Origin of the sequence: Phaeodactylibacter luteus (genome assembly GCF_007993045.1) — a bacterium.
In the GTDB taxonomy this organism is placed as follows: Bacteria; Bacteroidota; Bacteroidia; order Chitinophagales; family Saprospiraceae; genus Phaeodactylibacter; species Phaeodactylibacter luteus.
The window spans coordinates 1-26,845 of record NZ_VOOR01000061.1; the positions used below are offsets into that span (position 1 = coordinate 1).

The 26,845-nt window shown below is 54.5% G+C and carries 16 protein-coding genes; 4 read left to right on the top strand and 12 right to left on the bottom strand.

Annotated elements, in window-relative coordinates; translation table 11 throughout:
• From FRY97_RS19290 to FRY97_RS19320, 7 genes are all read right to left on the bottom strand, one after another.
• Nucleotides 1–7,028, bottom strand: a 7,028-nt coding sequence (locus FRY97_RS19290; protein ID WP_147169211.1) for an HYR domain-containing protein, incomplete at its 3' end; no start/stop codon positions are given.
• 42 nt (nucleotides 7,029–7,070) lie between these two features.
• Nucleotides 7,071–7,694: a leucine-rich repeat domain-containing protein gene (locus FRY97_RS19295; protein ID WP_147169212.1), complete on the bottom strand. Its 624-nt coding sequence runs from the start codon at nucleotides 7,692–7,694 to the stop codon at nucleotides 7,071–7,073.
• An 11-nt stretch (nucleotides 7,695–7,705) separates the two neighbouring features.
• Complete coding sequence (locus tag FRY97_RS19300) at nucleotides 7,706–8,233, bottom strand: hypothetical protein (protein WP_147169213.1); 528 nt, start codon at nucleotides 8,231–8,233, stop codon at nucleotides 7,706–7,708.
• A 54-nt stretch (nucleotides 8,234–8,287) separates the two neighbouring features.
• Nucleotides 8,288–8,833: a phage tail protein gene (locus FRY97_RS19305; protein WP_147169214.1), complete on the bottom strand. Its 546-nt coding sequence runs from the start codon at nucleotides 8,831–8,833 to the stop codon at nucleotides 8,288–8,290.
• Between the two features lie 35 nt (nucleotides 8,834–8,868).
• On the bottom strand, nucleotides 8,869–9,414 hold the full coding sequence (locus FRY97_RS19310) for a phage tail protein (protein WP_147169215.1): 546 nt from the start codon (nucleotides 9,412–9,414) through the stop codon (nucleotides 8,869–8,871).
• An 827-nt stretch (nucleotides 9,415–10,241) separates the two neighbouring features.
• On the bottom strand, nucleotides 10,242–10,748 hold the full coding sequence (gene purE, locus FRY97_RS19315) for a 5-(carboxyamino)imidazole ribonucleotide mutase (protein WP_147169216.1): 507 nt from the start codon (nucleotides 10,746–10,748) through the stop codon (nucleotides 10,242–10,244).
• A gap of 49 nt (nucleotides 10,749–10,797) precedes the next feature.
• Nucleotides 10,798–12,837, bottom strand: coding sequence for a urocanate hydratase (locus FRY97_RS19320; RefSeq protein WP_147169217.1), 2,040 nt, complete (start codon nucleotides 12,835–12,837; stop codon nucleotides 10,798–10,800).
• 788 nt (nucleotides 12,838–13,625) lie between these two features.
• Here FRY97_RS19320 and FRY97_RS19325 point away from each other — a divergent pair.
• Nucleotides 13,626–15,149 carry a M48 family metalloprotease gene (locus FRY97_RS19325; RefSeq protein ID WP_147169218.1) on the top strand — a complete coding sequence of 508 codons (1,524 nt, stop codon included), beginning with the start codon at nucleotides 13,626–13,628 and terminating at the stop codon, nucleotides 15,147–15,149.
• A gap of 85 nt (nucleotides 15,150–15,234) precedes the next feature.
• Here the strand turns inward: FRY97_RS19325 and phaC are convergent, their stop codons facing one another.
• From phaC to FRY97_RS19345, 4 genes are all read right to left on the bottom strand, one after another.
• Nucleotides 15,235–16,293 carry a class III poly(R)-hydroxyalkanoic acid synthase subunit PhaC gene (phaC, locus tag FRY97_RS19330; RefSeq protein ID WP_147169219.1) on the bottom strand — a complete coding sequence of 353 codons (1,059 nt, stop codon included), beginning with the start codon at nucleotides 16,291–16,293 and terminating at the stop codon, nucleotides 15,235–15,237.
• Nucleotides 16,294–16,607: 314 nt separating this feature from the next.
• Nucleotides 16,608–18,152, bottom strand: a complete 1,545-nt coding sequence (locus tag FRY97_RS19335; RefSeq protein WP_147169220.1) for a poly(R)-hydroxyalkanoic acid synthase subunit PhaE — start codon at nucleotides 18,150–18,152, stop codon at nucleotides 16,608–16,610.
• A gap of 42 nt (nucleotides 18,153–18,194) precedes the next feature.
• Nucleotides 18,195–18,641 carry a hypothetical protein gene (locus FRY97_RS19340; RefSeq protein ID WP_147169221.1) on the bottom strand — a complete coding sequence of 149 codons (447 nt, stop codon included), beginning with the start codon at nucleotides 18,639–18,641 and terminating at the stop codon, nucleotides 18,195–18,197.
• A gap of 287 nt (nucleotides 18,642–18,928) precedes the next feature.
• On the bottom strand, nucleotides 18,929–20,107 hold the full coding sequence (locus FRY97_RS19345; RefSeq protein ID WP_147169222.1) for an acetyl-CoA C-acyltransferase: 1,179 nt from the start codon (nucleotides 20,105–20,107) through the stop codon (nucleotides 18,929–18,931).
• Between the two features lie 331 nt (nucleotides 20,108–20,438).
• On the opposite strand from FRY97_RS19345, the gene FRY97_RS19350 reads away from it, so the two are divergent.
• Entirely contained in the window at nucleotides 20,439–21,167 is a 729-nt protein-coding gene (locus FRY97_RS19350; protein ID WP_147169223.1) for a beta-ketoacyl-ACP reductase, read from the top strand.
• Here the strand turns inward: FRY97_RS19350 and FRY97_RS19355 are convergent.
• On the bottom strand, nucleotides 21,162–22,577 hold the full coding sequence (locus tag FRY97_RS19355; RefSeq protein WP_211356926.1) for an aldehyde dehydrogenase family protein: 1,416 nt from the start codon (nucleotides 22,575–22,577) through the stop codon (nucleotides 21,162–21,164). The two genes, FRY97_RS19350 and FRY97_RS19355, sit on opposite strands and share 6 nt — an antisense overlap.
• Nucleotides 22,578–23,005: 428 nt before the next feature.
• On the opposite strand from FRY97_RS19355, the gene FRY97_RS19360 reads away from it, so the two are divergent.
• Nucleotides 23,006–23,419, top strand: a complete 414-nt coding sequence (locus FRY97_RS19360) for an OsmC family protein (protein WP_147169225.1) — start codon at nucleotides 23,006–23,008, stop codon at nucleotides 23,417–23,419.
• A gap of 44 nt (nucleotides 23,420–23,463) precedes the next feature.
• Nucleotides 23,464–26,721, top strand: coding sequence for an amidohydrolase family protein (locus tag FRY97_RS19365; RefSeq protein WP_147169227.1), 3,258 nt, complete (start codon nucleotides 23,464–23,466; stop codon nucleotides 26,719–26,721).
• The last annotated feature ends 124 nt before the right edge of the window (nucleotides 26,722–26,845 follow it).

Genomic DNA, 26,845 nt, shown 5'->3' on the forward strand with positions numbered 1-26,845 from the left:
GATATGCCGCAGGCGTCTGTAGAGCCGTTGTCGATATCCGATGCCGTGATGCTGCCCATGCCGTCCGCATCCAGCTGTACTACCGCGTTCTGGCATATGGCCGTTGGCGCTACGTTGTCCTCTACCGTGACCGTCGCGGTGCACATGCTGACGTTGCTGTTCTCGTCTGTCACCGTCAGCGTCACTGTGTTCATGCCCACCTCAGCGCAGCCGAAAGCCGTCACATCCAGCATCAGGCTCGCTATGCCGCAGGCGTCTGTAGAGCCGTTGTCGATATCCGATGCCGTGACGCTGCCCATGCCGTCCGCATCCAGCTGTACTACCGCGTTCTGGCATATGGCCGTTGGCGCTACGTTGTCCACCCCAGCAGCTATGATGATATTCATTTGGGACGCATCACATCCTGCAACGCCATCATCTGAGACCGTAACACTGTATTCGCCTGAAGGCAAATCATCAAATAAGCCTGTACTGTTTGTAGCAGAAGCAGGCCCCGTCAGGGCGTAGGTTAAATCATTGCCCGTCGTACTGCTGGCAGAGACCATAATGATGCCATCTTCCGCACCGGGGCAGCCCTCATCTGTCACCATCACTTCGGCAATAGACACCAAGCAATCAATAATTGAAACCGAAGCCTGTGAACTAGCATTATACAACCGGATGTCCATTCCATTGCTAGGCTGTGACTTGGCAATGGCATTTGCCGCATTTACGTAAGTACCGCCGAGGGCTACGGTAGGCTTAATGACGGCTTCTACTGTAATCGTGGCGCTTTCGCCCGGTTCAAGTGCGTCGATATTTACAAAGAACATCCCATTTAAAACCCCTGAAGTACTGTTGGTATTGACCGAAGAGACATTAGCAATCTGAAGAGCTGCCGTATCCAAGGTTTCGGATATCCCCCAATCGTAAGCGGTTGCATTGCCATTATTTCCAACCGTGATCCTAAAAGTGACTTCATCCCCGGGGAAAGCATCTTCAAGGTTGCCATTGACTATGCTCCCTAGCCCATTTGTTGATATCACTTCCTTCTCCAGCGCAATGGCCGGCTCTGCGATTTCTACCGGCGCAACGATATTACGCGTAAACTGAGTTTCATCGGAGTTGAGCCACTGATACTGTAAACGATTTCCTGCCGTGTTGCCATCGCTATTGGACACATTGGGCACATCGTCTGCACCTCCTCCGGCTTCGTCCTCATCATCTACCCGTACTGTGATTCGGATAATATAGCGGTCATTATCATCCTCCACATTATCTGCGGTATTGACAACATCCCGGCCTCCGCCAAGCCATAGCTGCGTACGAGTGCCATCCCCATCTGAAGGGTTGGAATCTTCTACAAGAAACAGGGTGCCCAAGGGTTCGATCCCTGGCCCGGAGAGGTTACTGCCGACAAAGATGACCTCTGCACTCAGCATATCGAGCACTCTGTTCTGTAAACCGCCCGTATGGCCATTGGGCGATACCAAGTCGATCATGGTAAAATCAGCCGTCACACCTTCCGGGAAGGTAGCAGTAACAAGATAGCTGAAGGTCTCCCCAATAGCGGCCTCCATTACTGCAGGGTTGAACCGTGCGATGTTGGTCGTGGGGTCAGATGAGCTATCGGAGTAGCTGCCGCCAAAAAAATCTGCGACTGGCACTTGGCTGGGATGCTCGACCTGCTTAGCGACTTCAGGTTCGGGGACTGTAAAGGTGGGCAGGGGCCCGCTTACAGCATAGTCGTTGAGCGCGCCACCAGGCCCATCGGAGCCGTTGCGCTCTCCTGTATTGACACCCGGGAGGGACGTATAGGCAACATCAATAGTGCCTGCCCAGGCGTCCCCGGGCCTGACCGTCCCTTTCACCCTAAACCGTATGGTAGCAGATACCGATTGCCCGGCACCAATCTCATTCCAACTGAAATTCCAGAGCCCGGCACCAGTATCATAGGTAAAGCCACTACCGGCAGGCCCTGTCGTAATAATCGCTCCATACTGTTCGGCAAACTCTTGTGGCATCATGCCCTCTAAGGCCACATCGTAAGCTGGTGCGCTGCCCGTATTCTCCAAACGTACAGTATACACATATTCATCTCCGGCGTCGCCCTCCGTCACAGCCCCCCCAGCATAATCGTCCAGCTGAAACAACAGCATCTGCAGATTGGGCTCTCCAACCCTAAGCGCCCTTGGCTCCGAACTGCTAAAAGGCGCACCGCCAACTGACAGCTCTCCCTGAACAGACAGCGTAGACCCTGCATTGATGGCAGGGATGTTTTCCACAAAGGCGTCAAAAGTGACCTCGATGGCTTCCGCATTAGCATCGCTATCGTTGTTCTGTATATCTGATAGTTCAAAAATGAGCGGGCTGCCCGCCACCACATTGGAATTAAACAGGAGGCTGTTATCGGCCACTGTACTAAATTGGACAGTGCCCGGCAGGTAAGACAGCCCTTGGGGCAAAGCCGTAGCGATAGCCATCGCCCCTTCGGTGCCTTCCGGAATGTTGAGTGTATACCGGAAGGTAACAATTTCACCAATCAGCATTTCGCGCTCGTTGCCTGCACTGCCGTCCCCGCTTTCCGGAGAGCCGGCCTCACTTGTGCCTTGTATGGATAAGGAAAGCAGATCGCACGCGGCGGGGAAGGCCGTATTCTGTACGGTTACTGTGGCGTTGCAAGTACTGCTGTTCATGGCAGCGTCTGTGACCGTTAGCATCACGTTTTGCTGCCCAAGATCGAAGCAGCTGAACTGTTCCTGATCCAAGGCACGCATTTGTACCCCGCAGTTGTCTGTAGAGCCATTGTCTATCTGAGCTGCAGTAATCTGTGCTTCTCCGTTTGCGTTCAGCTCGACGGAAATGTCCCTGCAATTGGCAACGGGCGGTGCGTTGTCTACTACCATCACATTGGCCTGACAGCTGCTCTGATTGCCATTTTGGTCTTGTACCGTTAGCTCAACAGCCAAGCTGCCTGCATCATTGCAAGCCACCATATTGGGCTGCACTGTGCTAAACCCAATGCCACAATTGTCAAAAGAGCCGCCATCAACATCACTAGCCATGATGACCGCTTCCCCATTCTCGTCAAGGGCGATCTCTATGCCTATAGCACACAAGGCGGTTGGGCTGATGGTGTCCAGCACCGTCACCGTAGCCTGGCAGCTGTTCGAGTTGCCGTTCACGTCCGTTGCGGTCAGCTCTACCGTATTCTCGCCCACGTCTGCGCAGCCAAAGCTGCTGATATCTAGTGACAAACCTGAAAGGCCGCAGGCGTCGCCAGAGCCGTTGTCTATATCATTGGCCGTAAGGCTGCCTGCGCCCGTGCCGTCCAAAAAAACCGTCTGCGGCTGGCAAAGGGCCGTTGGGCTGATGGTGTCCAGCACCGTCACTGTAGCCTGGCAGCTATTCGAGTTGCCGTTCACGTCCGTTGCGGTCAGCTCTACCGTATTCGCGCCCACGTCTGCGCAGCCAAAGCTGCTGATATCTAGTGACAAACCTGAAAGGCCGCAGGCGTCGCCAGAGCCGTTGTCTATATCATTGGCCGTAAGGCTGCCGGCGCCCGTGCCGTCCAAAAAGACCGTCTGCGGCTGGCATAAAGCGGTTGGGCTGATGGTGTCCAGCACCGTCACCGTAGCCTGGCAGCTGCTCGAGTTCCCGTTCACGTCCGTTGCGGTCAGCTCTACCGTATTTGCGCCCACGTCTGCGCAGCCAAAGCTGCTGATATCTAATGACAAACCTGAAAGGCCGCAGGCGTCGCCAGAGCCGTTGTCTATATCATTGGCCGTAAGGCTGCCGGCGCCCGTGCCGTCCAAAAAAACCGTCTGCGGCTGGCAAAGGGCCGTTGGGTTCACATGATCTACCACCGTCACCGTAGCCTGGCAGCTGCTCGAGTTGCCGTTCACATCGGTTACGGTCAGGGCAACTGTCACCATGCCAATATCCGCACAGGTAAACAAAGCTGGGGAGGATGAAAGACTGCCAATACCGCAGTTATCAGAGGAGCCATCATTGATATCCCCCGCTAACAGAACACCTTGCCCAATAGCATCCAGCTCAAGGGTAAAGTTCTTGCAAGAAGCTGTCGGCGGCTCTTCGTCCAGCAAATTAAGGCTGATGTCGCAGAAGGTTTCATTCCCTAAGGCATCCGAAGCCGTGAGGCGGATGGAGGTATTGCCCGACACAACGGTGCCAGCAGCAGGCATCTGTGACAAGGTGGCACTGGAACAGTTATCTACAGCAGTCGCCCCGGTCACCGCCGAGATTTCCGCAACAAAATGGGTGTCGTCACAGCTGGCATCAAACTTGGGGTCGATGGCAAAATCCAGTACATCGCCCGCCTGCACATCAAGGGTAAAGCTATAATTTTCTGAGGCCAGCGGGATATTGAGGTATTCGTATTCCTGTACCCCATTTTTGAGTATCCGTACATGCGCGCCATCGCCACAGTTGCCATCACGATCGAAAAAGGACCCTGATACTGCTACCTGTCCGGTAAATGGGCTCGTCCAGCGCCGGACTGCCCAATTGAGGTTATCCAGGCTGGGATGCCCCCCGTTAGGATCGAGCTGAGGAAAATCCAGGTTGCTGCCTGGGCTGTTCCAAACAAACCCGGTGTAGTTGGGCAGCAAGCTGAAATTGCCCGCATCAAAAGCCGGGTAAGTCCCATAGGACCAGTTGCCTTGCCCCTGTGTGCCGGAAAAATCAGCGGTGCTACTGCTGATCACTGCTCCTGCCAAAATGGTCACATCGGGCACAACCGTCTCGCAATTTTCATTGGGAGTGTGGACAAAGGGCCCGGGGCAAGCCAGCTCGGGAGGGGCATTATCCTCAACCGTTACCGAAAAAGTGCAAGTGCTCAGGTTGGAGGCCATGTCACGGTATTCAATCGTCACGGGCGTTATGCCCAAGGAGAATATACTGCCACTTGGCAGCCCCTGAGTTTGGGAGACCATCACTGAGGAGCAGTTGTCGACGGCAGACACTGCGAAATTCACTATGGCGGTGCAAGCTCCCGGGTCTGTAGCAACTTCAATATCGGAGCAGCCCGAAACCTCAGGCGGGGTAGTATCCACTACACTCAGGCTGTACTGGCAATCTGCGCTGTTGTTGTTGTCATCCGTTGCAGTAAGCGTGATCATCGTCGTGGAGCCAAGGGCAAGCTCCGTTCCTGCGATGGGGCTCTGTGTGATGCTAAGGCTAGAGGCACAATTATCAGAAGCTGTAATATTCCCGGTGTAATCACCGGCCACTCCTATACACGTGCTGTTAGCCACAAGGGGGCCGATACTCCCCGGGCAGTTCACTATAGGCACTATATCATCCTCGGGCTGTGCTTCTACCTGAAAGGTGAAAGTGGGGGCATTGGGGTCATTGCTTTGGATAGCGATAACTGCAGACTGCGGACTGTCGCAATCTCCAGGCCCGGGGTCAAAGGAAACCTCAAAACTAACGCTGCCCGCCGGTTGCACAGTCGTCCCGCTAAGCCCGCTTATGGCAAAGCCCGGGTTATTGGAAGCTACACTGGAAATAATCAACGGCAGCTCGCCTGCATTTTCTATTTGGAAAGACAAGGTAGCAGCCCCTCCACTTTGGGGGACGCTGCCAAAGTCGTTGCCCCTTGCGATTGCGATATTGCTGTCGCCATTAGCCAGCAGTGTATTGGTGCTGCTTCGTACTGCCACCTCTGGAGCGCCTTTTACTTCTGCATACTTGAAATTATCGATCGCCACATAGTTGAGCCCGCCCTGTAGGTTGAACGCAACGCTAGAGAGGGCCTGGCCTTCCAAGGATGTGCCCTGCAAAGATATCCGGTCGTAGGGCAGGCCAGGGTCTGTGCCCCCAGGAGCTACCGTCGTAACCGTAGTAACGACCGTCCCCCCTTCTGCGAGCGTGCCCACAATCTGAATATTCCCACCAGAAAAAGAGTTTCCAGAATCGCTGGAGGTCCAAAAATCAGCTTGGGTGAATATAAAGCTCCGGTCTGGCGTGGTCAGGGTAAAACTTCCGCTCCCCCCTTCCATATAACGGGTGAAGCCTGCGAAGTCGCCTGTTGTATAGCCCGTTGCACTGAAAGCCAGTACTTCGGAAAAGGTACTGCCGGATTCCCCTTCGAAATCTTCGCACACCTCTTCGTCGCCCTGTATGACGCCTCTGCCTTGTGGCAGCAACAAGGAAGCCCCGCCCGTAGGGGCCGATAAGTTGACGTAGAAAATTTCATCCTGTTCAAAGATTTCGTCCCCAAAAACTGTGACATTAAAAATTTGAGAAAAAGCCCCCCCCGCGCTAAAACTGAGGGTTGTTGGCCCGGCGCTTGTGTAATCCTGACCGGCAATGGCTGTCCCATCGGCCGTTTGCACCGTCACCGTGTTAGCCTGGGTGTTGGAGTTGCGGCTCACTCGGAATGAAAATTGCTGATTGCCTGACTGCCCTTCCGGCAAGATTACAGCTTCAACCGCAAAGGACACCCCGGTGGTAGGGGCAGAGTAGAACTCAAACTTATCCAAAGCCAGATAATTCACACTGCCGATGAGCTCAATGGACAGAGCAGACAGCAGTGCGCCTTCCAGAGGGGTACCCGTAAAGGACAGCCCCTCTGAATAAAGGGGGTCATTGAGTGTCGTTAGCTCGGCGGCCACAGTGGTGCCGTCTACACGGGTACCTACAAAACGTACAGTGCCGGACTCTGAGTCGTTGATATTCCCATTGGTAGACAGGAAGAGGTCCAGCCCTTCCATGACAAAGGCTTCCCCATCAGGGACAAAAATCGTCCCGACCGGCCCGGCAGCGTAAGGCGCTCCATTGAAGTCGGTCTCAAGGTAGGCCGACGTGCCTTGGCTTCCACAGGCTGCACAAGACCGGATGACAAGGCTCCCGCTCAGGGAAAAATTGAGCCCCCCTTCTACAAATATGGTGGAAGGGTTCGCTTCATTTTCAAAATCTTCTACGGTGCTTACTTGAGCTACAAGCGGGGACGCACCGAGGCCAGCAGCGGATAAATACAAGAGCACAGCGTAGAGTGCGCTGTGCATGGCAAATTTGGGTTTCATGACTGTGTTAGTTTCAAGTTAATGTCAGCTATTCGAACTAGGCTATCCTTTCATACAGCGGATGCCTAAGGTATGCTCTACCCGGATGACCTCTTCATCAGGCAAAGCGGGGCAGGGCAGCAGGTAAAAGTTTTTTAACTGAGCTTTATGCTCAGCGCCCAGCCCGTCGACCTTTTCCAGGGGGTTTCCGGAAACGTATAGGTTTTCCAGCTGATGCAGCCCGGAAATAGGGCCTAAGCTCGTGATGCGGTTGTTTTGGCAATACAAATCCTTCAGCCCTTTCATTCCTTCGATGCCCGCAAGGCTGCCCAAGCGGTTATCGTAGACGAAAAGGTGCTCCAAATTGGTATGCCGGCGCAGGGGCTCTAGACTTTCTACCAGCATATTGGAGACCGAGAGGTAAGTCAGGCGGTAAAGGGGGATAAGCCCAGAGAGGTTCGTCAAGGCGAAGCTTAAATTGGGGTGAGGGGCTAAAGGCCCCGCAAAACGCAGGGTATCCACTTGAATGAGCAGCAGCATGAGCTCATCTTCACGCGGTGGCTCTAGGGTTGGGCCTTTGCCATAAACGGCTTCATTGTAGGCCATTTTCCACTGTGCCTCTAGCCCAGCCCACCACTTCCGGGCCCGTTCTACCTCGCCCGGGGGTGTTTTGATAATAATCTGCATAATCTAGCATTTTAGGTTCGTGCAGCCTGCTGTAGCGCCAGCGCTTCGCAGCGCGCCTGACCCCATGCGCCCTGCCAGCTGGCTACCGGCCTGTATTTTGCGAAAAGCGCCGCCATTTGCGGCAGGTTCCTGGCGCTGTAGGTCGTCCAGACGTCGTGCCAGACAAAGTCATAGCGCTCGCCTTCAGGGGGCTCCCATTCGAAGGCATCCGCCTGAAATATTTTACAGCGCGGGTCGTGCTCGAAAGCTGGAGAAACCAGCGCGACAATTTCCGGCACATACTCCAATACGGTCAGCTGCTGTAGCCCCGGCTTGCTGAGCAGGTATTGGCAGCACATGCCTATACCCAGCCCGTTGATGTGCACCCGGCCTTCTGCACGTTGAAGGAAGTCTTCAAAACCCGACACGATATCTGGAGTATTGACCATAAGGACCTGCCCCCGGCACAGCAGGCGTTGGTAAGCACGCCCGTCTTGTTGGAAGGAAGCGACCTCGTACTCCCCTACCATGCCCTCTGGTATTTGTAGCGGAATATGCATTCGGCTCTATTTTGAAATTGAGCCTGCCAAGCCTCAGCCTGGCAGGCTTGGCTTTTAATTACGCGATGGGAAGATACCCTGCAATGCGATCAAGAAATTGACGGCCAGGTAAGGCTGCATAATATTGAAAGGGATATTCCCCCCGGTATTTGCCGTCTGCCCGCTGATGCCTTTGATGCTACCGCTGCCCGGCGTGTTGCTATAAAGGTCGATGCTGCCCGAACTGGCCAGGTAGTTGCCATTGGGCGTGTTGCTCACCGTAGCGCCCTTCTCATTTGAGCCGGGAGTGATAGAAGCGCCCCCCAGCCCATGACCATGGGAAGGCATCTCTGCCATATTCATGGTATGCTGTTCTGCGCCTCCCCTAGAGCCTATCCTGCGGTCGGACAGGCCAGGCCCATGGCCAAAATGCATAGGGGAACGGCCCCGCATATCCGGCAGTGCAAAAGTGGTACGGCCATCACCGCCGTAAATCGTACCTAGAAGAGAGAAGAGGGCTGTATTGGAGGAAATCGCCAACAATTGCCCGTTGCAATATGCCCAGCCGCGGATTTCAAAGTTGCCGCCGAACATCATAATTTGACCGAGAAATGGTTCCATAGATAACAGGATTTAGTGATTAGAAAAGTGAAGCATCAGGCCCGGGAAGGGTAAATGCCGAATAACGCGATTTGAAAACTGATCACTTGGAATGGCTGTACAATCCATACCGGCTGGCTTCCGCCAGTATGGCTGGTTTGGCCATCTAGCCCACGGATCGCCCCCGTGCCCGCTGTATTGCTGTAAAGGTCAATGCTGCCCGATTGGGCTAGGAAGTTGCCATTGGGAGCGTTGCCCAGAGCTGCCCCTTTGTCGTTGGAGCCCGGTGCAATCGCGGCGGCATCAAGGCTGTGGGCGTGTGCAGGCAGATTCGTGGAGTTGAGCGTGGTAGTTTCCGAACCTCCTTTTGCGCCAAGCGGGCGGCTGGAAAGAGCACTGCCCTGCCCTTGGTGCATTGGCAACCTGCCGCGCATATCCGGCAGCGCAAAAGTCGTACGGCCGTCTCCGCCGTAAGTAGTGCCCAAGATAGAGAACAGGGCTTCATTGGAAGAAATAGGCAACAGCTGCCCATCGCAAAGGGCCCAGCCCCGGATGGCAAAGTTGCCCCCAAACATCATAATCTGGCCAATAAATGGTTCCATACTAGCAGGAATTTAGGTGAACAAACCTGCCTACAGTTATAGGCAGTGATACACTTAGTGTGCTTTAAAACCGTCCTACACAGTATCTAGAAGCCCTCCCCTGCCGAGCAGTAGGGCCTCAAAATGCTGTAAGGCGGTCTTTGTTTGGGCCGTTTGGCTACAAGCAGGGCTTGAGCACAAGCTTGAAAGCTATTTTTGCAGCAATGCTGCACAAGTTTGCAGTAGCATTTGATGAGCACGATAGCCGAGGCAGCAGGATGGGGAGAATGAGCCATTTCCAACCCTAATTTTTTGAGCTCAGCTTCTAAGCCAAACAGCAAAAAATAGCCCGCAGGCTCGCGGAAGGGCTAAAACAAGAGCCATTCAGCCTTTTTGAAACCCATAGCGCATCAAATCAAATAAGGAGAGAAGCGTGAGATTAGCAAGGAAGTGAAAACCTGTGTTGGGGTGCATAAGACAATTAGTTTTTAGGTGCAAGACATATAACAAATGTTCTGATGGCGATTCCATCAGAAGGTCCTAGTTCTTTTTATGTACTAAACCTGGAAAGTACTCAGCAGTGAGCTGCTAAGGTCTTTTTGTTTTATGCAAGGGAAAGAGGATTGTGGGCTGTCAACCCACTACAGATGATAAAAGTAGCACTTTTTTTAGACTATTCCTCATTTTATTTGCGGCTGCACAGACAAAGCCCCTGCCTGCAAAAGCAAACAGGGGCTCATTCCGGTGAATCAGATTCACCAACCAATATCCTTAATCTTGGATTTATGGTTGGTGTTAGTTCATAGTACTGTAAGGCAGTAGGTTAATCATAATGGGCGAGGGTATAGTCAAGGTTTGCGGTAGCTCGCATAACCTTGCTCCTCTAAGCGGGCTGCTTTTTCAAGGACCCCGTGTTCCAGGTTTTCTTTAAAAGCTGCCACTTTACTTTGTAAAGATACATCATTCGCGCCTAAAATCTGAGCGGCAAGGATGCCGGCGTTCTTTGCTGCATTGAGGGCGACCGTAGCCACAGGCACGCCATTGGGCATCTGCAGTATAGACAAGACGGAGTCCCAGCCGTCTATAGAGTTGGAAGATTTGACCGGCACGCCAATTACAGGCAGAGGCGAAAGGGAGGCGACCATGCCCGGCAAGTGGGCAGCACCGCCCGCACCAGCAATGATCACCTTCACGCCCCGCCCATGTGCATTGCGCGCGAAGTCGAACATCCGCTGTGGTGTCCGGTGGGCAGAAACAATAGACACTTCAAAATCCACGCCCAGCTCTGCCAGGACATCCGCTGCATCCCGCATTACGGGCAGGTCAGAATCTGACCCCATGATGATACTTACCATAAATTGCTATTTTCAAAATTGACGGGCAAGCGCCCGTACATGGATAATCTTACTGCTCCTGCCCCAGCCCTTGTAGGGCTTCTTGTACCAAGCGCTCATCAGCCAGATTGGGCAGCGTCACTTTCAGCTCAGGGTATTGCTCCATAGCCCGCTTGATGGCTGCCATGGCGCCCGGGTTTCGCGCCCAGCTGCGCCGGGCAATCCCATTGTTCACATCCCAAAAGAGCATGCTCCTTAGGCGGCGGCCTGCATCTTCAGTGCCATCGAGCACCATCCCGAAGCCTCCGTTGATGACTTCTCCCCAGCCAACGCCTCCCCCATTGTGGAGGGAGACCCACGTCGCTCCCCGGAAAGCATCGCCGATCACGTTATGGACAGCCATGTCAGCGGTAAATTGAGAGCCATCGTAAATATTGGCGGTTTCCCGGAAGGGCGAATCCGTACCCGATACATCGTGGTGGTCGCGCCCGAGGATAACAGGGGCTGATATTTCGCCGCTGCCAATCGCCTCGTTGAAGGCCGCTGCAATCCGGGTGCGCCCTTCTGCGTCTGCATATAATATCCGCGACTTAGAGCCCACGACCGGGATATTGTCCCCCGCAGCCTCGATCCAATTCAGGTTATCCCTCAATTGGGCCTGAATATCGGCCGGAGCCCCCTGCATCATTTCTTTTATCACCTCTCCCGCCAGGCGGTCCGTTACAGCCAAGTCCTCTTCTGAGCCTGAGGAGCAGACCCAGCGGAATGGCCCAAACCCATAATCAAAGCACATAGGGCCCATAATATCCTCCACATAAGACGGATAGCGGAACCGGGTTTTGGAGCCATCCATCCAAATATCAGCACCAGAGTTGCCGGCCTCTTTAAGGAAGGCATTGCCATAGTCCCAAAAATACATCCCCCTGCTCGTGAGGGTGTTGATAGCGCGCACATGCCGGCGGAGGGTATCCCTGATTTCAGCCATAAACCGTACCTCGTCTTTGGCCATCAAAGCCTTAGCCTCCTCAAAAGTATAGCCTACAGGGGTGTAGCCCAGGCCTTCTATATTGTGCAGGGAGGTTTGGTCGGAGCCGAGCTCCACTTTGATGCCATCCTTGGCCAAGCGCTCCCAGAGGTCTACTACATTGCCCTGGTACACTAGGGCGACAGCCTCCTTGCCCCGCCTTGCCTCTTCGATGCGCACAATCAGCTCATCCAAGCTGGTGAACACATTTTCCGCTTTGATGTAGCCATCGGTAAGCCGCTGCTGTACAGCGTCGGGGTCGATCTCTGCCACTACACCTACAGCCCCGGTCACTTCTGCCGCTATAGTCTGAGCGCCAGACATCCCCCCCAGGCCTGAGGTCACAAAGACCTTGCCGCGCAGGTTGTCCTCGCCCAGCCCCATTTTACGGCCTGCGTTCAACAGGGTGATGGTCGTGCCGTGCACGATCCCTTGTGGCCCGATGTACATAAAAGACCCTGCTGTCATTTGCCCGTAGGATGTCACCCCCAGCGCATTGTATTTGTTCCAGTCCTCCTTCTTCGAATAATTGGGGATCATCATGCCATTGGTCACTACCACGCGGGGCGCTTCGGTATTGGAAGGGAAAAGCCCCAACGGGTGCCCAGAGTAGAGGACCAACGTTTGCTCGTCGGTCATTTCCGCCAGGTATTTCATCGTAAGGCGGTATTGGGCCCAATTTTGAAAGACCGCACCGTTGCCGCCATAAGTGATGAGCTCGTGGGGGTGCTTAGCTACTTTGGGGTCCAGGTTGTTCTGCACCATGAGCATAATGGCAGCAGCCTGCCGGGACCGATGGGGATATTCATCAATGGGCCGGGCGTACATTTCGTAATCTGGGCGGAAGCGGTGCATATAGATCCGGCCATAGGCTTCCAGTTCTGCAGCGAACTCCGGGGCAAGGGCTTCGTGCTGTTCTGCCGGGAAATAGCGCAGGGCATTCTTCAGGGCCAGCGCCCTTTCCTCCCCGCTCAGCACTTGGTCGATCACCCGCTTGGGCGCATGGCTCACATTGGGGTCATAGGGCTTGGCTGCGGGCAGTTCTGCAGGGATGCCTTCAAGGATAGCACGTTGAAAATCTGTCATATCTGGTTTATATTTGGCGTAGTTGCGAAGTAATCTTTACGGCTTTTTCACGAGAGCCGGCTGTTCCCGGGCTTCATTGGTGCGAATTTCGGAAAAAAGAAGGAAACCTTATAAAGCCGGCGCACCGCAGCCCAATGGCAGCTTTTAATGTTTTGATAACAGAAAGAATTGGAAAGACTTGCTATTTTCACGAGACGTAAACCAGATTGCCGTTTTTTTGAAGTCTGCCTCTGCACAATGTGAAGGGGCCTGCCCCTGCCCGATGGCAGGTGCCGCTATGCTCCGGGGCTCGCTGTCCGCTCGGCCCTATCGGGCTTACACCCCTGCGCAGCGCTAGGCCAATGCCAGGCAAAAGCGCGGAAAGCCTGAACGCAAGCCACATTTTGGTTTAGAGCGTATTGGGATTTTGGTCTTCTAGTGGTCTGTCAAGTGTTAATTTATGGGTTGAGTGGGAGCGAATTTTGAGGCTAATCAAGGCGGATGTTCCCGCGCATAGCAGCGTTACGTAAGGGGTTGTCCAACGAAGAGTAGCCTCAAAAGTCGCCACAGGCAACCCCTAGTTTTAGCCTTGACAGACCACTAGCCGAAAACTAGCCATTTTTTGATTAGACGAGACCCGAAAACCGGAGTTCAGCCAAGCCCCGCTTTTGATGCACAAAAGCGGGAAGGATTTTCGGGGCGAAGTATAAGCGAAAAAGTGTCCCGCTGTCTAGCGGGGTAGACCGATTACTAAAGTCCCAAAACGCTCTTACACCCTTTTCCTGCTTGAACCCATAAAACAATACAACATGCCTAAACACTTAACCACCCTGCTTTTCGCCATCCTCCTCCCCCTCTGCCTAAACGCCCAGCCCAGCTATGAGTACCCCGCCACAGTCAGGGAACGGGTACGCCTGGCTGATATGGGGAATAACATCCAAAAATTCGAAGAAGGCCAGCGCCTGACCCTCCTCGGGGAAGAGCTGAAACGGTCGGCTGCCTATCCCGGCTCCCCATTCAGGGTCAAAGCAGGGGAAGGGCTCTACCTGGCTTCCCAGAAAGACTTGTCTGCACTGGAATTCGAGACGGAGGCGCTCTCCCTCGATGGGCTGTGGCGGCTGCACTACCTTCAGAGCACAGCGGTAGAAGCTTTTGAGCGCCATGGCTGGGATTTTGAGCTGCGCAGAGAACTGGACGAAGAGTACGAGCGTTTTTACCAGAGCCTGGAGCCTCACCACGACCCCTTCCTTTCAGACTACCTCAACCGGCTTTTGCAAAAAGCTGCACCCCAAAACCTGCCCAGCCGCCACCCAGCTATTTTGCGGACGGTACTGTTCAAAGACCATGAGCCTGCTGCCCTTTCCTGTGCCGACGGGCGCATTTTCCTGTCTACAGGCCTTTTGAGCACGCTGCAGCACGAAGATGAGCTCATCGCCATACTGGCCAATGAAATCGCTCACATTTACTTCGACCACGCGATATCCAACTTCAGGGCTATCGAACAGAAAGAAGCCCGTGCCGCTTTCTGGGCCGGGCTGGCGACCCTTGCCGCAGCAACCGTTGAGACCTGGGCTGCAACCGAATCTATCCGCAACGGGACATTTACGCCCATCGACTTTCTGGCTTTCGGCAATTTTACCGGTTCGGTCAGCTTCCTGTCCAACACCATCGCTGCCGCAGTCGTCTCCCGCCTCGGCATGGAGTATACCCCGCCTCAGCGTACGGAAGCTGATAACGCCACACTTTCAGTGCTGAATAAGCTCAACTTACCTGAAGACGCCCTGCACCGGGCTCTTTTGCGCATACACGAGCACCATCAGGCCCGCGAGGGGCTGCCCAACAGCGGCTCTGAACAGCTCTTCCCTGCCCTTCTCCCACGCATCAATAGCCTTCAGCCCAATGGCAGCTCCAAGGCCATACCGCCTCCTCAGCCTTATTTTGTGCAGCAAACTGCGCTGGCACGCACCCTCACTGCGTGGGCGCATTTCCACCAAGGGCAATATGGCATTGCCCGGCAGCTGCTCGCACTCCAACAGGAAGCCCGTGCTATGACCTGCGAAGACTACCTCCTCTTTTCTGCCCTTGCCCGCCACACCACAGCCGAAACGGACGGCCTGCAACAGGCCCTGAATATGCTGCAGGAAGCAGAACAGCTGTTCCCTTTGCTCCCCGCTGAGCTGTTCCTAGAAAAAGCGCTGCTCCATCAGAGATTGGGCAGCCAGGAAAACCTGAAATCCGCACTGACAGCCTATTACCGGGCACTACAGGAAACGGGCAGGCCTGGCAGCAGCGAAAAGATTTGGTGGGCAGAGCAATGGCTCAACCGTTTGTAAGCAAAGAGAGCTGGCTGTATCGAGTACAGCCAGCTCAGCCCTAACCAAATTAAAACCAGGTATTACCAAAAAAATTGTAGCCTTGTCAGTCCCGTGCCTTCAGCCATTCGGCAATGGCAGGGGTGAGCAGTTTTTGCGAGCGCCCGCCCACAAAAACGCCGATGTGCCCGCCAGGAAATTCCATCAGCTCTTTATCTGTAGAGCTGATCTCATCGTTGATCGGGGTCGTGGTAGCCGGTGGCACAATGTGATCATCTTTCGCATAGATCGTCAATGCCGGCATATTGATAGACCGGAGGCTGACGGTGCGGCCGCCCAGCTCAAATTCACCTTTTATCAGTTTGTTGTGCTGATACATGTCCTTGATAAAGCGGCGGTAAGTCTCCCCCGCCTGTGCAGGGCTGTCCGCTACCCAATGTTCCATGCGCAGGAAGTTCATCATCCGCCCCTTATCGGCCATCGTCTGCGGCATGGCCATATACTTGCGGGTCTTGTTCATGGGCTTCAGCAGGTCGAAGCCTGTATTCAGGAAATCGCCAGGGATGATGCCGCCAAAGCCATCTACAATAGCATCTACGTCCATATCCTTTGCCCACTTGAATAGCAGCCCCTCTTCGTTATCGAAATCTACAGGGGTGACTAGGGTGACCAGGTTCTTGACCTTTTCTGGGAAGAGGGCAGAATAGATCAGGCTAAAGGTCCCTCCCTGGCAAACGCCCAAGAGGTTAACGGCGGAGATGTGATGGGCTTTGCAGATGTAGCTTACGCAATCATCGATATTGCCCAAGATATAATCTTCCATGGTCTTGTAGCGGTCTACCTTCGAAGGGTACCCCCAATCAATGAGGTAAACATCGAGCCCTTCGCTCAGCATTTTCCGGATAAAGCTGCGGTTGGGCTGCAGGTCCATCATTTCCCAACGGTTGACCAAAGCATAAGCTACAAGGACCGGCGTTTTTGCAGTGGGCTCCGTATCCCTCCGGAAGCGGTACAGCTTCACCTTGCCGTCTTCCCATACAGTTTCACGGGGTGCAGTGGCAATGTCCACATCATGTACAGTGCTCATATTCTGCAGGGCGTCGGAGGCTGTATTGACCTGTCCGATCATCTGCTCGCTTAGGGTTGTGCTCGAGGTTGTGCTCATGGCTATTGGTTTAAAGAAGGCGCAAGCAGTAATTTAAGATTGAGCCTTGAAAGTTTGTCATATAGAAGTTGGAATACAGCCGTTGGGCCAGCCCAATTCGGCGCAAACCAGATTGTCGTTTTTCTGGGGAGGCTGCCCAGCCTGCTTCGCGGGAGGGAGCCTGCCCCTGCCAGCGGGCAGGTGCCGCTATGCTACGGGGCTCGCTATCCGCTCGGCCCTGTCGGGCTTAAACCCCTCCGCAGCGCTAGGCCGATGCCAGGCAAAAGCCCGGAAAGCTTAAACACCTGCGGCATTTTGGTCTACGCCCGCCCAAGTCATGCGCCTGCCCTCAGCAACTGCTGAGCTTGTTTGGCCCATTTGTCGCGGCTTGCCCGGCCTTGGAAAGCGCCTAGCGCTTCATCAATGAGCCGGTATTCCTCCTCCCCCATTTTGGAAATCTGGCGGAAGGTATAAATCCCAATCTCGTTGAGCATGCCCTCTAATTTAGGCCCCACCCCTTTGATCTGCTTGAGGTCATCGGCATCGCTGACGGAGGCAGTGCCCAGTTTATCCATCAATTTTTTTTTTGAGCCCGCCGGTTTTTCGGGGGCTGCTGCAGCTTGCCCCGTCGTTTTTTCCAGGGCGGCAAGCCGCTGTTCGAGGCTGCGCACCTTCTGCCGCAAGGCGCTCGCTTCTTTGGCGATGTCATCCCCGTCACTGTGAGTAAGGAAAGGCATATCCGCGTAGGCCAGCTCCATCAGGCGGCCAGATTTGAAGTTGACCTGAGTCGCCAAGGCTGAAACCTCGCTCTGCAGGGTAGAATATTCCTGTCCGTGCAGTACCTCCAGGATAGCCTCTTCCAACTGATTGACATAATGGCTGAAGAAAGCCTGGAAATCCGGGAGCGCATCCCCCGCTTTAGCTTTTTCCGCAAAGGAACGGATGGTATCCGGCAGGGCAAACTGCCCGCTCTCGTAAACCTTCATCTGCATTTCTGCCGATTTCAGGATAAAAGCCATGTATTCGAACTGAATGTCCTGCAGCAGTTTGCTCATTTCATTCTGCCGGCCTTGCGCAGCAATATTGTTGAAAGGCGCCAGCTGATCCCGGAGCCGGTTGTTGAACTCAGCGGCCATTTCAAAAAAGGGCAGCTCCCCTGTGCCCATAGCCTGCTGTGCCTGCTTGCCCCAAGCCTCGCTCACAGAGGCCATCTCTGACCACTGCGCTTTAACCTGCGCTGCTGCTTTGCTAAACCAAGCGCTCGCCTGATCCATGACCGAGCTCACATTGCCCACCGGCCGGAAACCCATCATTTGGTTGACCAGGGTCTGATAGGCATCGGGCGAAAAATACTTGCTGACCATATCCGGGGCGGTGAGCCCGTTGCGCATCAGCTGCTGCAGGGGCTCCCAGTACTTGTGCAAAAATTGGTAGCTGTCGAGATAAGCGCTATAGTGGGGCTGCATATTGAAAGGCAGCTTGCCCATCACCTCCCGGCTCATCCATTGCTGCCCGCCTTCCATCCATTTTTTCCAGTTGGCCATGCCGTCGGTAAAGAACCGGGTGCTGTCTGTTGTAGGCAATACCCCGCCTGGCCACTTCATGAGCCCTGCCCACTTCTTGGCAAAATCCGTTTGCATGTCCATGTATTGTTGAAAATGCTCGGGCGCTTTGGCCATAGTGTCTTGTGGGCTGGCCTGCATAGCTTGGGCAAAAAAAGCCTGCTGCTTGGCGTACCAGTCTTGCAGGAGCTCCTGCCCTGCTTTGACAGGGTCATCTGTCTTGGCCTGGAAAGGCTGGGCCGCTTGTTCAGCCCATTGTGCCCAAAACGACATTGCTTTCTTTTGCCCTTCCATCAGGGCCTCAAAATGATTGCTCATGACTCTTGTTTTTTCTGGTTAGCGAAGCTGCAAGCCCCTGTTCTAATTAGCAGAGAAATACTCCTGCATAGCCTTGGTATTGTCTCTCGCTGTATCGTAAAATGCCTTGAGGGAAGACTGGTAAAGGCTCGAAAGCTTTTGCGCGCGCTCCTGCTGTGTGGCCATGGCCTCAGAAGACCACATCTGCTTCATGTAAGCCGCAGACCTCTTGTAGAAGTCCATAGCCGCTTCCATATTCTTGGTATAATCAGCTGTGAAAGTGCTCCAGAAATCTTTCTGGTAAGCTTCCATGTGCTCTTTTGAAGCCATAGATTCCATCATCGCTGTAGTTTTGGAGATGTACTCGTTCATCATCTCCATCGTTTCCTCAGCGGATGCTTTTTTAGGCATCATCATATCCATTACCGCAGTGGTGTAATCAGACATGACGGTCATCAACTTGGCCTGGTTTTCTAAGATTTGATCGTAAGCAGATTTTGTGGAAGCCATAACCTTTGATTTTAAGGAGGAAGAAAATTTATCTTTACAATATCCCAAAGGTACAGGCTGCCCTCCCTGCAATCAATAGGCTTTTCTACATGATTTAACCTGACTTTAAAGCACTTCTAGAAAGAAAAACAACATAACTTATTATAATTCAATTACTTATAAACCAAAACACAACCATTGACTTAAAAAATCAGTATCTTGATAATCAGCAATAAAAAAGGCGGAGCACCTAAGCACTCCGCCGGAAATCGTTGATTGATTACTTAACACTTATGATAACGCTTGCGCTATACTTTCTCGATAATAATGGAAGAAGCCCCGCCCCCGCCGTTGCAGATCGCAGCCAAGCCGCGCTTGGCGTTTTTCTGCTGTAAGACGTTGTTCAGGGTGGTGACGATCCGGGCGCCGCTAGCCCCCAATGGATGGCCTAAAGACACAGCCCCACCGAAAACATTCACCTTGCTAACGTCGATATCCAAGACTTTGTTGAAAGCCAGCGCAACGACAGCGAAAGCCTCATTGACTTCAAAGTAGTCGATATCGCTCAGGCTGAGCCCTGCGCGCTTCAGTGCGATAGGCGCTGCCTTCGTCGGCGCGGTAGTGAACCACTCCGGCTCGTGGGCCGCATCGGCAAAACTGACCACCTTGGCCAAGGGCGTCAGGTTGAGCGCTTTGAGCTTCTCCTCGCTCACCAGTACCAAGGCAGAAGCCCCGTCATTGATGGTAGAAGCATTTGCTGCGGTGACGGTGCCATCCTTGGTGAAAACTGGGCGCAAGCCAGGGATTTTCTCAAACTTCACCCGCTTGTACTCCTCGTCTTCTGTGATTGCGATAGGGTCCCCTTTGCGCTGTGGCACGTGCACCGGCACGATCTCACCTCCAAATGCTCCCGAAGCGGTGGCCTCTGCAGTACGCTTGTAGGACATGACAGCAAACTCATCCTGTTCTTCCCTGCTGATGTTGTACTCTTTCGCGGTCGCATCCGCGCAAACGCCCATCGCCATTTGCTGATATGCATCCGTGAGGCCATCCTTGAGCAGGCCATCGATCAGCTGCCCATGCCCATATTTGTAACCGTAGCGTGCTTTGGGCATATAGTAAGGGATCGCACTCATGTTTTCCATGCCGCCGGCTATGACCACATCCTGATGCCCCAGCATAATCGACTGTGCAGCGAACATGATGGCTTTGGCGCCAGAGGAGCAGACCTTATTGACGGTGGTGCAGGGCACCAGGTTGGGGATGCCGGCCCCAAGTGCAGCCTGCCGGGCAGGCGCCTGCCCCAGGTTGGCAGAACAGACGTTGCCCATAAATACTTCATCGACTTGGGCGGGGTCTATCCCTGCTTTTTCAAGGGCGCCCTTGATGGCTGCAGCACCTAAGGTTGTAGCAGAGACATTGGCGAATACGCCGCCGAAGCTCCCGAGCGGTGTCCGCACTGCGGATGCGATATAGACTTCTCTCATATTTGGTCAGGATTTTAAAAATAAAATATTTAGATAACTATATGTAAAGGTCGCAAAATAAAACAGGCAGCGCAATAGGCCTCAGGCGGTCAACCTGCCTATTTTACACTGCTAAACCTCTTATTTACAAAAAGTTATCAAGTAACTTGGTTCAAAAAGTGCTTTAAGTCAAGAAACAAGGGCTCAATTGTAAGGAGCCGCCCCCTTTCCTTTTGCCTACTTTTGGACAACCGGAGCAAGCCTCCGGCAAAAAAACACATCCTAATCGGGCTTTCCAAACCAATTTTGTCATTTGACAAGCCCAAAACTAACCGAAAATCAAAATTAAATTATGAAAGGACTTGAAGGCAAGGTCGCAATCATTACCGGTGGCGCAATGGGCATCGGCAAAGCCACCGCAATCCGCTTCGCTTCAGAAGGGGCCAAAATAGCTATTTGGGACATCAACGAAGACCAAGGCAAAGCGCTCGCCCAAGAGCTCGGCGGGCATTTTTTTGCTGTCAATACCTCAAGCCTGGAAGCCTGCGAGGCAGCCGCAAAAGCGGTCAATGAAGCATTCGGCCAGATCGACATCATCATCAACAACGCAGGCATCACCCGGGACGCCACCATGAAAAAAATGACTGCCGACCAATGGCAGCAAGTCATTGACGTCAACCTGACCGGGGTGTTCAACTGTACCAAGGCCGTACTGCCTTATATGCTGGAGCGCAACTTTGGGCGCATCCTGAGCGCAGCTTCTGTAGTAGCCCACAACGGCAACTTCGGACAGACCAACTACGTGGCGACCAAGGCGGGCGTCATCGGCATGACCAAAGTATGGGCCAAAGAGTTTGGCCGCAAGGGCATCACCGCCAATGCGGTAGCCCCGGGCTTCATCGGCACGGAAATGGTCTTGACCATACCAGAAAAGGTCATTGACATGCTGAAAGAAAAAACACCGGTGCCACGCTTGGGCGAGCCGGCCGAAATTGCGGCCGCTTATGCATTCCTGGCCTCCGATGATGCGGCTTTCATCAATGGAGCCGTCTTGAACGTAGATGGTGGCGTCACGCTATAGCCATCTCACGGTAAGGTCGATCAACCGCTGCTTCCAGGAGGTGTATGGAGGGCTGAGCAGCTCCAAGGCCCCAGGGAGCAGTTGTTGATATACCGGCCGGGCATTCGAAAAAGCTTCGAACCCGTACCAGCCATGGCTTTTGCCGATCCCACTATTGTTGCTGCCCCCAAACGGCAGCTCCGGGTGCATAAAGTGCACATCATTATTGTTGACACAAGTCCCGCCCGCCCGCGTTTCCCGGACCACCTCACGGATGTTCTTTTTATCCCGGCTGTACAAGTAAAGCGCCAAAGGCTTTTCCCCTTGCTGTACCCATCCGATGGCTTCTTCCAGGCGGGCAAAGGTGAGCAAAGGCAGCACAGGGCCGAAAATCTCTTCTTGCATCAGGGCGGAAGCCCTGTCCACACCGCATACTATGGTTGGGGCCATGTACTTCTGCTCTTCATCAACCTTGCCCCCGGCTACAATGCGCGCGCCGCGCTGACGGGCGTCCTCCAGGTAGCCGGCCACGCGCTGCAGGTGGCTGTGGTTCACCATACGCCCCAAATCTGCCGAAGCAGAGGGCTCTGCCCCATAGAGCTGTGCTATGGCTTCTGTCAGCGCAGACTCCAGCTCTGCTGCCCGGCTCTCGTGCACCAGCACATAATCCGGCGCAATACAGATCTGCCCGCTGTTCAGGAACTTCCCCCAGGCAATACGCTTCGCTGCGAGTTGGATATCAGCTGTCTCATCCACGATGACCGGAGATTTGCCGCCCAGCTCCAAGGTGACAGAAGCCAGGTGGCGGGCTGCAGCCTTCATCACAACCTTCCCCACCCCGGGCGACCCCGTGAAGAAGATGTGGTTGAAGGGCAGGCTCAGCAGAGCCGTTGCGGTTTCTACCCCGCCTTCCACCACCGCGGCCTCCTCTTCCGGGAATACTGCTCCGACCACCTTCCGGATAACAGCGCTTGTGGCCGGGGTGTGCTCTGATGGTTTGATGACCACGGTGTTGCCGGCTGCAATTGCAGACACCAAAGGGCCTATCGCCAGCTGGAAAGGGAAGTTCCACGGCGAGATAATGAGGCAGACGCCCTTGGGCTCCCGCACAATCCACGAACGGCTCCCCAAAAGGGGAAGGGGCGTAGGCACCCGCTCTGCCTTCATCCAGCGCTTCAGGTTTTTGCGGGCGTGCCGGATCTCGGAGAGCACCGCATACACCTCGGTAAGGTCTACTTCTGCTTTGGGTTTGCGAAAATCAGCCCACAGTGCTTCCTGCAGCTCAGGCCGGTACCTCAGCACTGCCTTTTCCAACAGCCTGAGCTTGCGCGAGCGTTCCTTGGCGGTAGCCCGCGCCACTTTGTACTGATGGGCCTGCTGCTGCTGAAACAATGGGCTGAACGAAAGGGTATCAGAGGTAGGAGCTGTCATAATTGATGTCATTTGCCAAGTTAGGGAGCCGCATATTTGCGAATATTCGCTAACAAGTTAACCGCTATTGTGGAAAAAACCAAGCCGCCTCGCTAGGGCGTGAACCAAAATGCCGCAGGTGTTTATGCTTTTGGGGCCCTAGCCTGGCATTGGCCTAGCGCTGCGAAGGGGCGGCAGGCCTGATAAGGCCGAGCGGATAGCGAGCCCCGTAGCATAGCGGCACCTGCCATCGGGCAGGGGCAGGCCCCCATCCTTACGGTAGGGGCAGGCCAAAAGAGCGACAATCTGGTTTGCGCCGCCTCGCTATGCCTCAGCGCCGCACCTTGAATTTGCCCCGGATTCACTACCTTCGGCAACGCAATTCTTAAACCATGCCTTTCGCAGGCAGAGGGCAAACTGCATTTCAAAACACTCAACCTGGACAAAACATGCGAATAGAACTCACCCGGCTTGACGAGGACTTCCACTTGCAAGCCGCCAATGAAGACGGGCTCACCGTTGAAGCTGACGGCTCGCCAGCCATCGGCGGGCACAACAAAGCGCTCCGGCCTATGCAAATGCTGCTGGCCTCCTTGGGCAGTTGCAGCGCCATAGACGTCATCAGCCTCCTGCGCAAACAACGGCAGCCGCTCGACAACATCAAAATCATCGTTACCGGCGAGCGCGAGCCTGATCAGACCCCTTCGCCCTTCACCGCTATACATGTCCATTACATCCTCTTCGGGGATATCGCCGACAACAAAGCGGAGCGGGCTGTCAACCTTTCCATGGAGAAGCTCTGCTCGGTCAAACTGATGCTGGACAAAGCCGCCGCCATAACTTGGAGCTGGGAAAAACAATAGCTCCTGCCCTGCCACCTTATTTGGCTAACCAAATTCGATTATACATGAGATATCTTGCTTTCTTTTCCTTTCTGTGCCTGGCTTTGCCGCTCTGGGCTCAAGATGACAACAGCGACTGGGACGTCAACAACCCGCCCGGGGCATACACCACACACAACCTGACCTTTACCGAAGGCACCTGGATGAACCTGGATGTGAGCCCTGACGGGCAAACAATCGCCTTTGACCTCATGGGCGATATCTATACGCTGCCGATAGCAGGTGGGGAAGCTGCCCTCCTCCGCAGCGGGCTGGCTTATGAAGTTCAGCCCAGGTTCAGCCCAGACGGTAGCCAAATCCTCTTCACTTCTGATGCAGGCGGGGGTGACAACATCTGGGTCATGAATACCGATGGCAGCGAGGCCAAACAACTGACTCAGGAAGACTTCCGCCTGTTGAACAATGCGGTGTGGATGCCGGACGGGGAATATTTTATTGCCCGGAAGCACTTTACCTCTTCCCGCTCCCTGGGGGCAGGCGAAATGTGGATGTACCACAAAACCGGCGGCTCGGGCTTTCAGCTTACTGAGCGCAAGAATGATCAGCAGGACGTAAACGAGCCCGCCGTCTCCCCTGACGGGCGCTACGTCTACTTCAGCGAAGACATGTACCCCGGTGGGTACTTCCAGTACAACAAAGACCCCAACAGCCAGATTTACGTCATTCGGCGCTATGACCGGCAGGAAGGCAAGGTCGAAAACTTGATTACTGGCCCAGGCGGTGCCTGCCGGCCGCAGCCTTCGCATGATGGCAAAAAGCTGGCTTACGTCAAGCGCGTACGCGAAAAATCTGTGCTCTTCCTGCACGACTTGGAGAGCGGGCAGAACTACCCGCTCTACGATGGGCTGAGCAAAGACCAACAGGAAGCTTGGGCCATCTTTGGGGTATATACTGGTTTTGACTGGACCCCCGACGATCAGCACATCGTCATCTGGGCCAATGGGCAGATCAAAAAAATTGAAGTGGCCACGGGCAAAGCCACAACCATACCTTTCAAGGCGACAGCCCCGCACCGCTTTCAGGAAACCATCGCCTTCAAGAACCAGGCCTTTGAGGAAACCTTTACCGCAAAGGTCATCCGTCATGCCGTCACTGCCCCGGACGGGCAGTCCATCGTATTTAGCGCTGTTGGGCACCTTTGGCAGAAAACCCTTCCCGATGGGAAACCTGAGCGGCTGACCAACGATGGGGCCTTCGAGTTTGAGCCGGCTTTCTCGCCTGATGGGCAGTCCCTAGCCTATGTAACTTGGGACGACAACGAGCTCGGCGCCATCCGCGTCCTTGATCTCAACACCCGGAGCTCCCGTGCTGTGACCACCGAAAAGGGCATGTACCGCACCCCCGCCTTCTCCCCAGACGGGCAGACCCTCGTGTACCACAAAGAGGGCGGCAATGGGCATCAGGGCTATGCTTACTGCACAGAGCCAGGCATTTACACCATCCCGGCTAAAGGGGGCAAAGCCCAACTCGTGACCCCAAGGGGCGAGTACCCACTGTTCAGCGCAGATGGTTCGCGGATTTTCTATCAGACCGGAGGCTACCTTTTTGGGAGCGTTACCAAAGCCTACCACAGCATCAAACCCAATGGCAGCGACGACAAAAAGCTTTTTGATGGGAAGTATGCACAGCGCTTCTCCCCTAGCCCAGACAACAAATGGGTAGCCTGGTCAGAGCTGCACAAAGTCTATGTAGCCCCTATGCCGCACACCGGGCAGCCGGTAGGGCTGAGCTCCAATACCAAAGCTGTGCCCGTCGCGCAAGTCGCAAGAGATGCAGGCATCAACATCCACTGGTCCAAAGACAGCAAGCGCTTGTACTGGACGTTGGGCGAAGAGCTCTTTAGCGATGACCTGACAGAGCGTTTCTCCTTCCTCGAAGGCAGCTTGGACAGCCTACCGCCTATGGACACCATCGGGCTGCGCATTGGCCTGGAGCTCGAGTACGACCGCCCCGAAGGGCTGATCGCTTTCACCAATGCCCGCATCATCACGATGAAGGGGGATGAAGTGATCGAAAAGGGCAGCATCCTCATAGAAGGCAACAGCATAACAGCTGTCGGGAAAAACGTCCGCATCCCTAAAGCTGCAAAAATCATCGACTGCAAAGGGAAGACTATTATGCCTGGCATTGTAGACGTACACGGCCACCTGGGCGATTTCCGGTATGGGCTGAGCCCACAGCAAAATTGGTACTACTATGCCAACCTTGCTTACGGGGTAACGACCGCCCACGACCCTTCCTCCAATTCGGAGATGATATTCTCGCACGCTGAGATGATCAAAGCCGGCGAAATGGCCGGCCCGCGCCTCTATTCCACCGGCACTATCCTTTATGGTGCAGATGGCGACTTCAAAGCGGTGATCAACAACTTGGAAGATGCCCGCTCAGCCATCCGCCGTACCAAAGCATTTGGGGCTTTCTCCGTAAAAAGTTACAATCAGCCAAGGCGGGAGCAGCGGCAGCAGGTCATTCAGGCCGCACGGGAGCTGGGCATCTTGGTTGTGCCAGAAGGCGGCTCATTCTTTTACCACAACATGAGCATGGTAGCCGATGGGCACACTGGTGTGGAGCACAACATCCCGGTAGCGCCCCTGCACGATGACGTGGTGCAGTTCTGGGCACAGACTGAAACCCACAATACCCCTACCCTTATTGTGAATTACGGGGGAGTGAACGGGGAGTACTACTGGTACCAGCATACCAACGTCTGGGAAAAAGAGCGCCTGCTAAGCTTTACCCCCCGGGCAGTAGTGGACAGCCGGGCCCGACACCGGACTATGATCCCGGATGAGGAGTACGAAAACGGCCATATCCTGACCTCAAGGTCGCTGGCCAAACTACAACAGGCCGGTGTAGACATCAACTTAGGCGCGCACGGGCAGCTGCAGGGGCTGGGCGCCCACTGGGAGCTTTGGATGCTGCAACAAGGCGGCATGAGCAACCACCAAGCGCTCAAGTGCGCGACCATCAACGGTGCGGACTACCTGGGCATGAGCCACCAAATTGGCAGCTTAGAGCCGGGCAAGCTTGCCGACTTGATCGTCTTGGACGCCAACCCGCTCGAAGACATCCGGAATTCAGAGCAGGTCCGTTATACCATGGTGAACGGGCGCCTCTACGATGCCGCCACAATGAATGAAGTAGGGAACTACGACCGCAAACGCAAGCCCTTCTTCTTCGAACAAAAAGGCAGCGGCAACGCTTGGCCCATGCTGGGCAACGGGCAAAGCCTGATGCCTACCCAATGCGCCTGCCAGCGCTAAAAACGACAGTGGGGCAGCCGTTGAGGGCCTGCCCCACTGTATTTGGGCGAAAACCAGATTGTCGTTTTTTTTGGGGGCCTGCCCCTGCCTGAGGGCAGGTGCCGCTATGCTGCGGGGCTCGCTA

What these genes read in the sequence shown, in the direction of transcription:
- FRY97_RS19310 (WP_147169215.1), bottom strand. Translation starts at nt 9,414, where the DNA reads ATGGAACCATTTATTGGCCAGATTATGATGTTTGGGGGCAACTTTGCC.
- FRY97_RS19345 (WP_147169222.1), bottom strand. Translation starts at nt 20,107, where the DNA reads ATGAGAGAAGTCTATATCGCATCCGCAGTGCGGACACCGCTCGGGAGC.
- FRY97_RS19350 (WP_147169223.1), top strand. Translation starts at nt 20,439, where the DNA reads ATGAAAGGACTTGAAGGCAAGGTCGCAATCATTACCGGTGGCGCAATG.
- FRY97_RS19340 (WP_147169221.1), bottom strand. Translation starts at nt 18,641, where the DNA reads ATGGCTTCCACAAAATCTGCTTACGATCAAATCTTAGAAAACCAGGCC.
- FRY97_RS19365 (WP_147169227.1), top strand. Translation starts at nt 23,464, where the DNA reads ATGAGATATCTTGCTTTCTTTTCCTTTCTGTGCCTGGCTTTGCCGCTC.
- FRY97_RS19355 (WP_211356926.1), bottom strand. Translation starts at nt 22,577, where the DNA reads ATGACAGCTCCTACCTCTGATACCCTTTCGTTCAGCCCATTGTTTCAG.
- phaC (WP_147169219.1), bottom strand. Translation starts at nt 16,293, where the DNA reads ATGAGCACAACCTCGAGCACAACCCTAAGCGAGCAGATGATCGGACAG.
- FRY97_RS19360 (WP_147169225.1), top strand. Translation starts at nt 23,006, where the DNA reads ATGCGAATAGAACTCACCCGGCTTGACGAGGACTTCCACTTGCAAGCC.
- purE (WP_147169216.1), bottom strand. Translation starts at nt 10,748, where the DNA reads ATGGTAAGTATCATCATGGGGTCAGATTCTGACCTGCCCGTAATGCGG.
- FRY97_RS19295 (WP_147169212.1), bottom strand. Translation starts at nt 7,694, where the DNA reads ATGCAGATTATTATCAAAACACCCCCGGGCGAGGTAGAACGGGCCCGG.
- FRY97_RS19300 (WP_147169213.1), bottom strand. Translation starts at nt 8,233, where the DNA reads ATGCATATTCCGCTACAAATACCAGAGGGCATGGTAGGGGAGTACGAG.
- FRY97_RS19335 (WP_147169220.1), bottom strand. Translation starts at nt 18,152, where the DNA reads ATGAGCAATCATTTTGAGGCCCTGATGGAAGGGCAAAAGAAAGCAATG.
- FRY97_RS19305 (WP_147169214.1), bottom strand. Translation starts at nt 8,833, where the DNA reads ATGGAACCATTTCTCGGTCAAATTATGATGTTCGGCGGCAACTTTGAA.
- FRY97_RS19320 (WP_147169217.1), bottom strand. Translation starts at nt 12,837, where the DNA reads ATGACAGATTTTCAACGTGCTATCCTTGAAGGCATCCCTGCAGAACTG.
- FRY97_RS19325 (WP_147169218.1), top strand. Translation starts at nt 13,626, where the DNA reads ATGCCTAAACACTTAACCACCCTGCTTTTCGCCATCCTCCTCCCCCTC.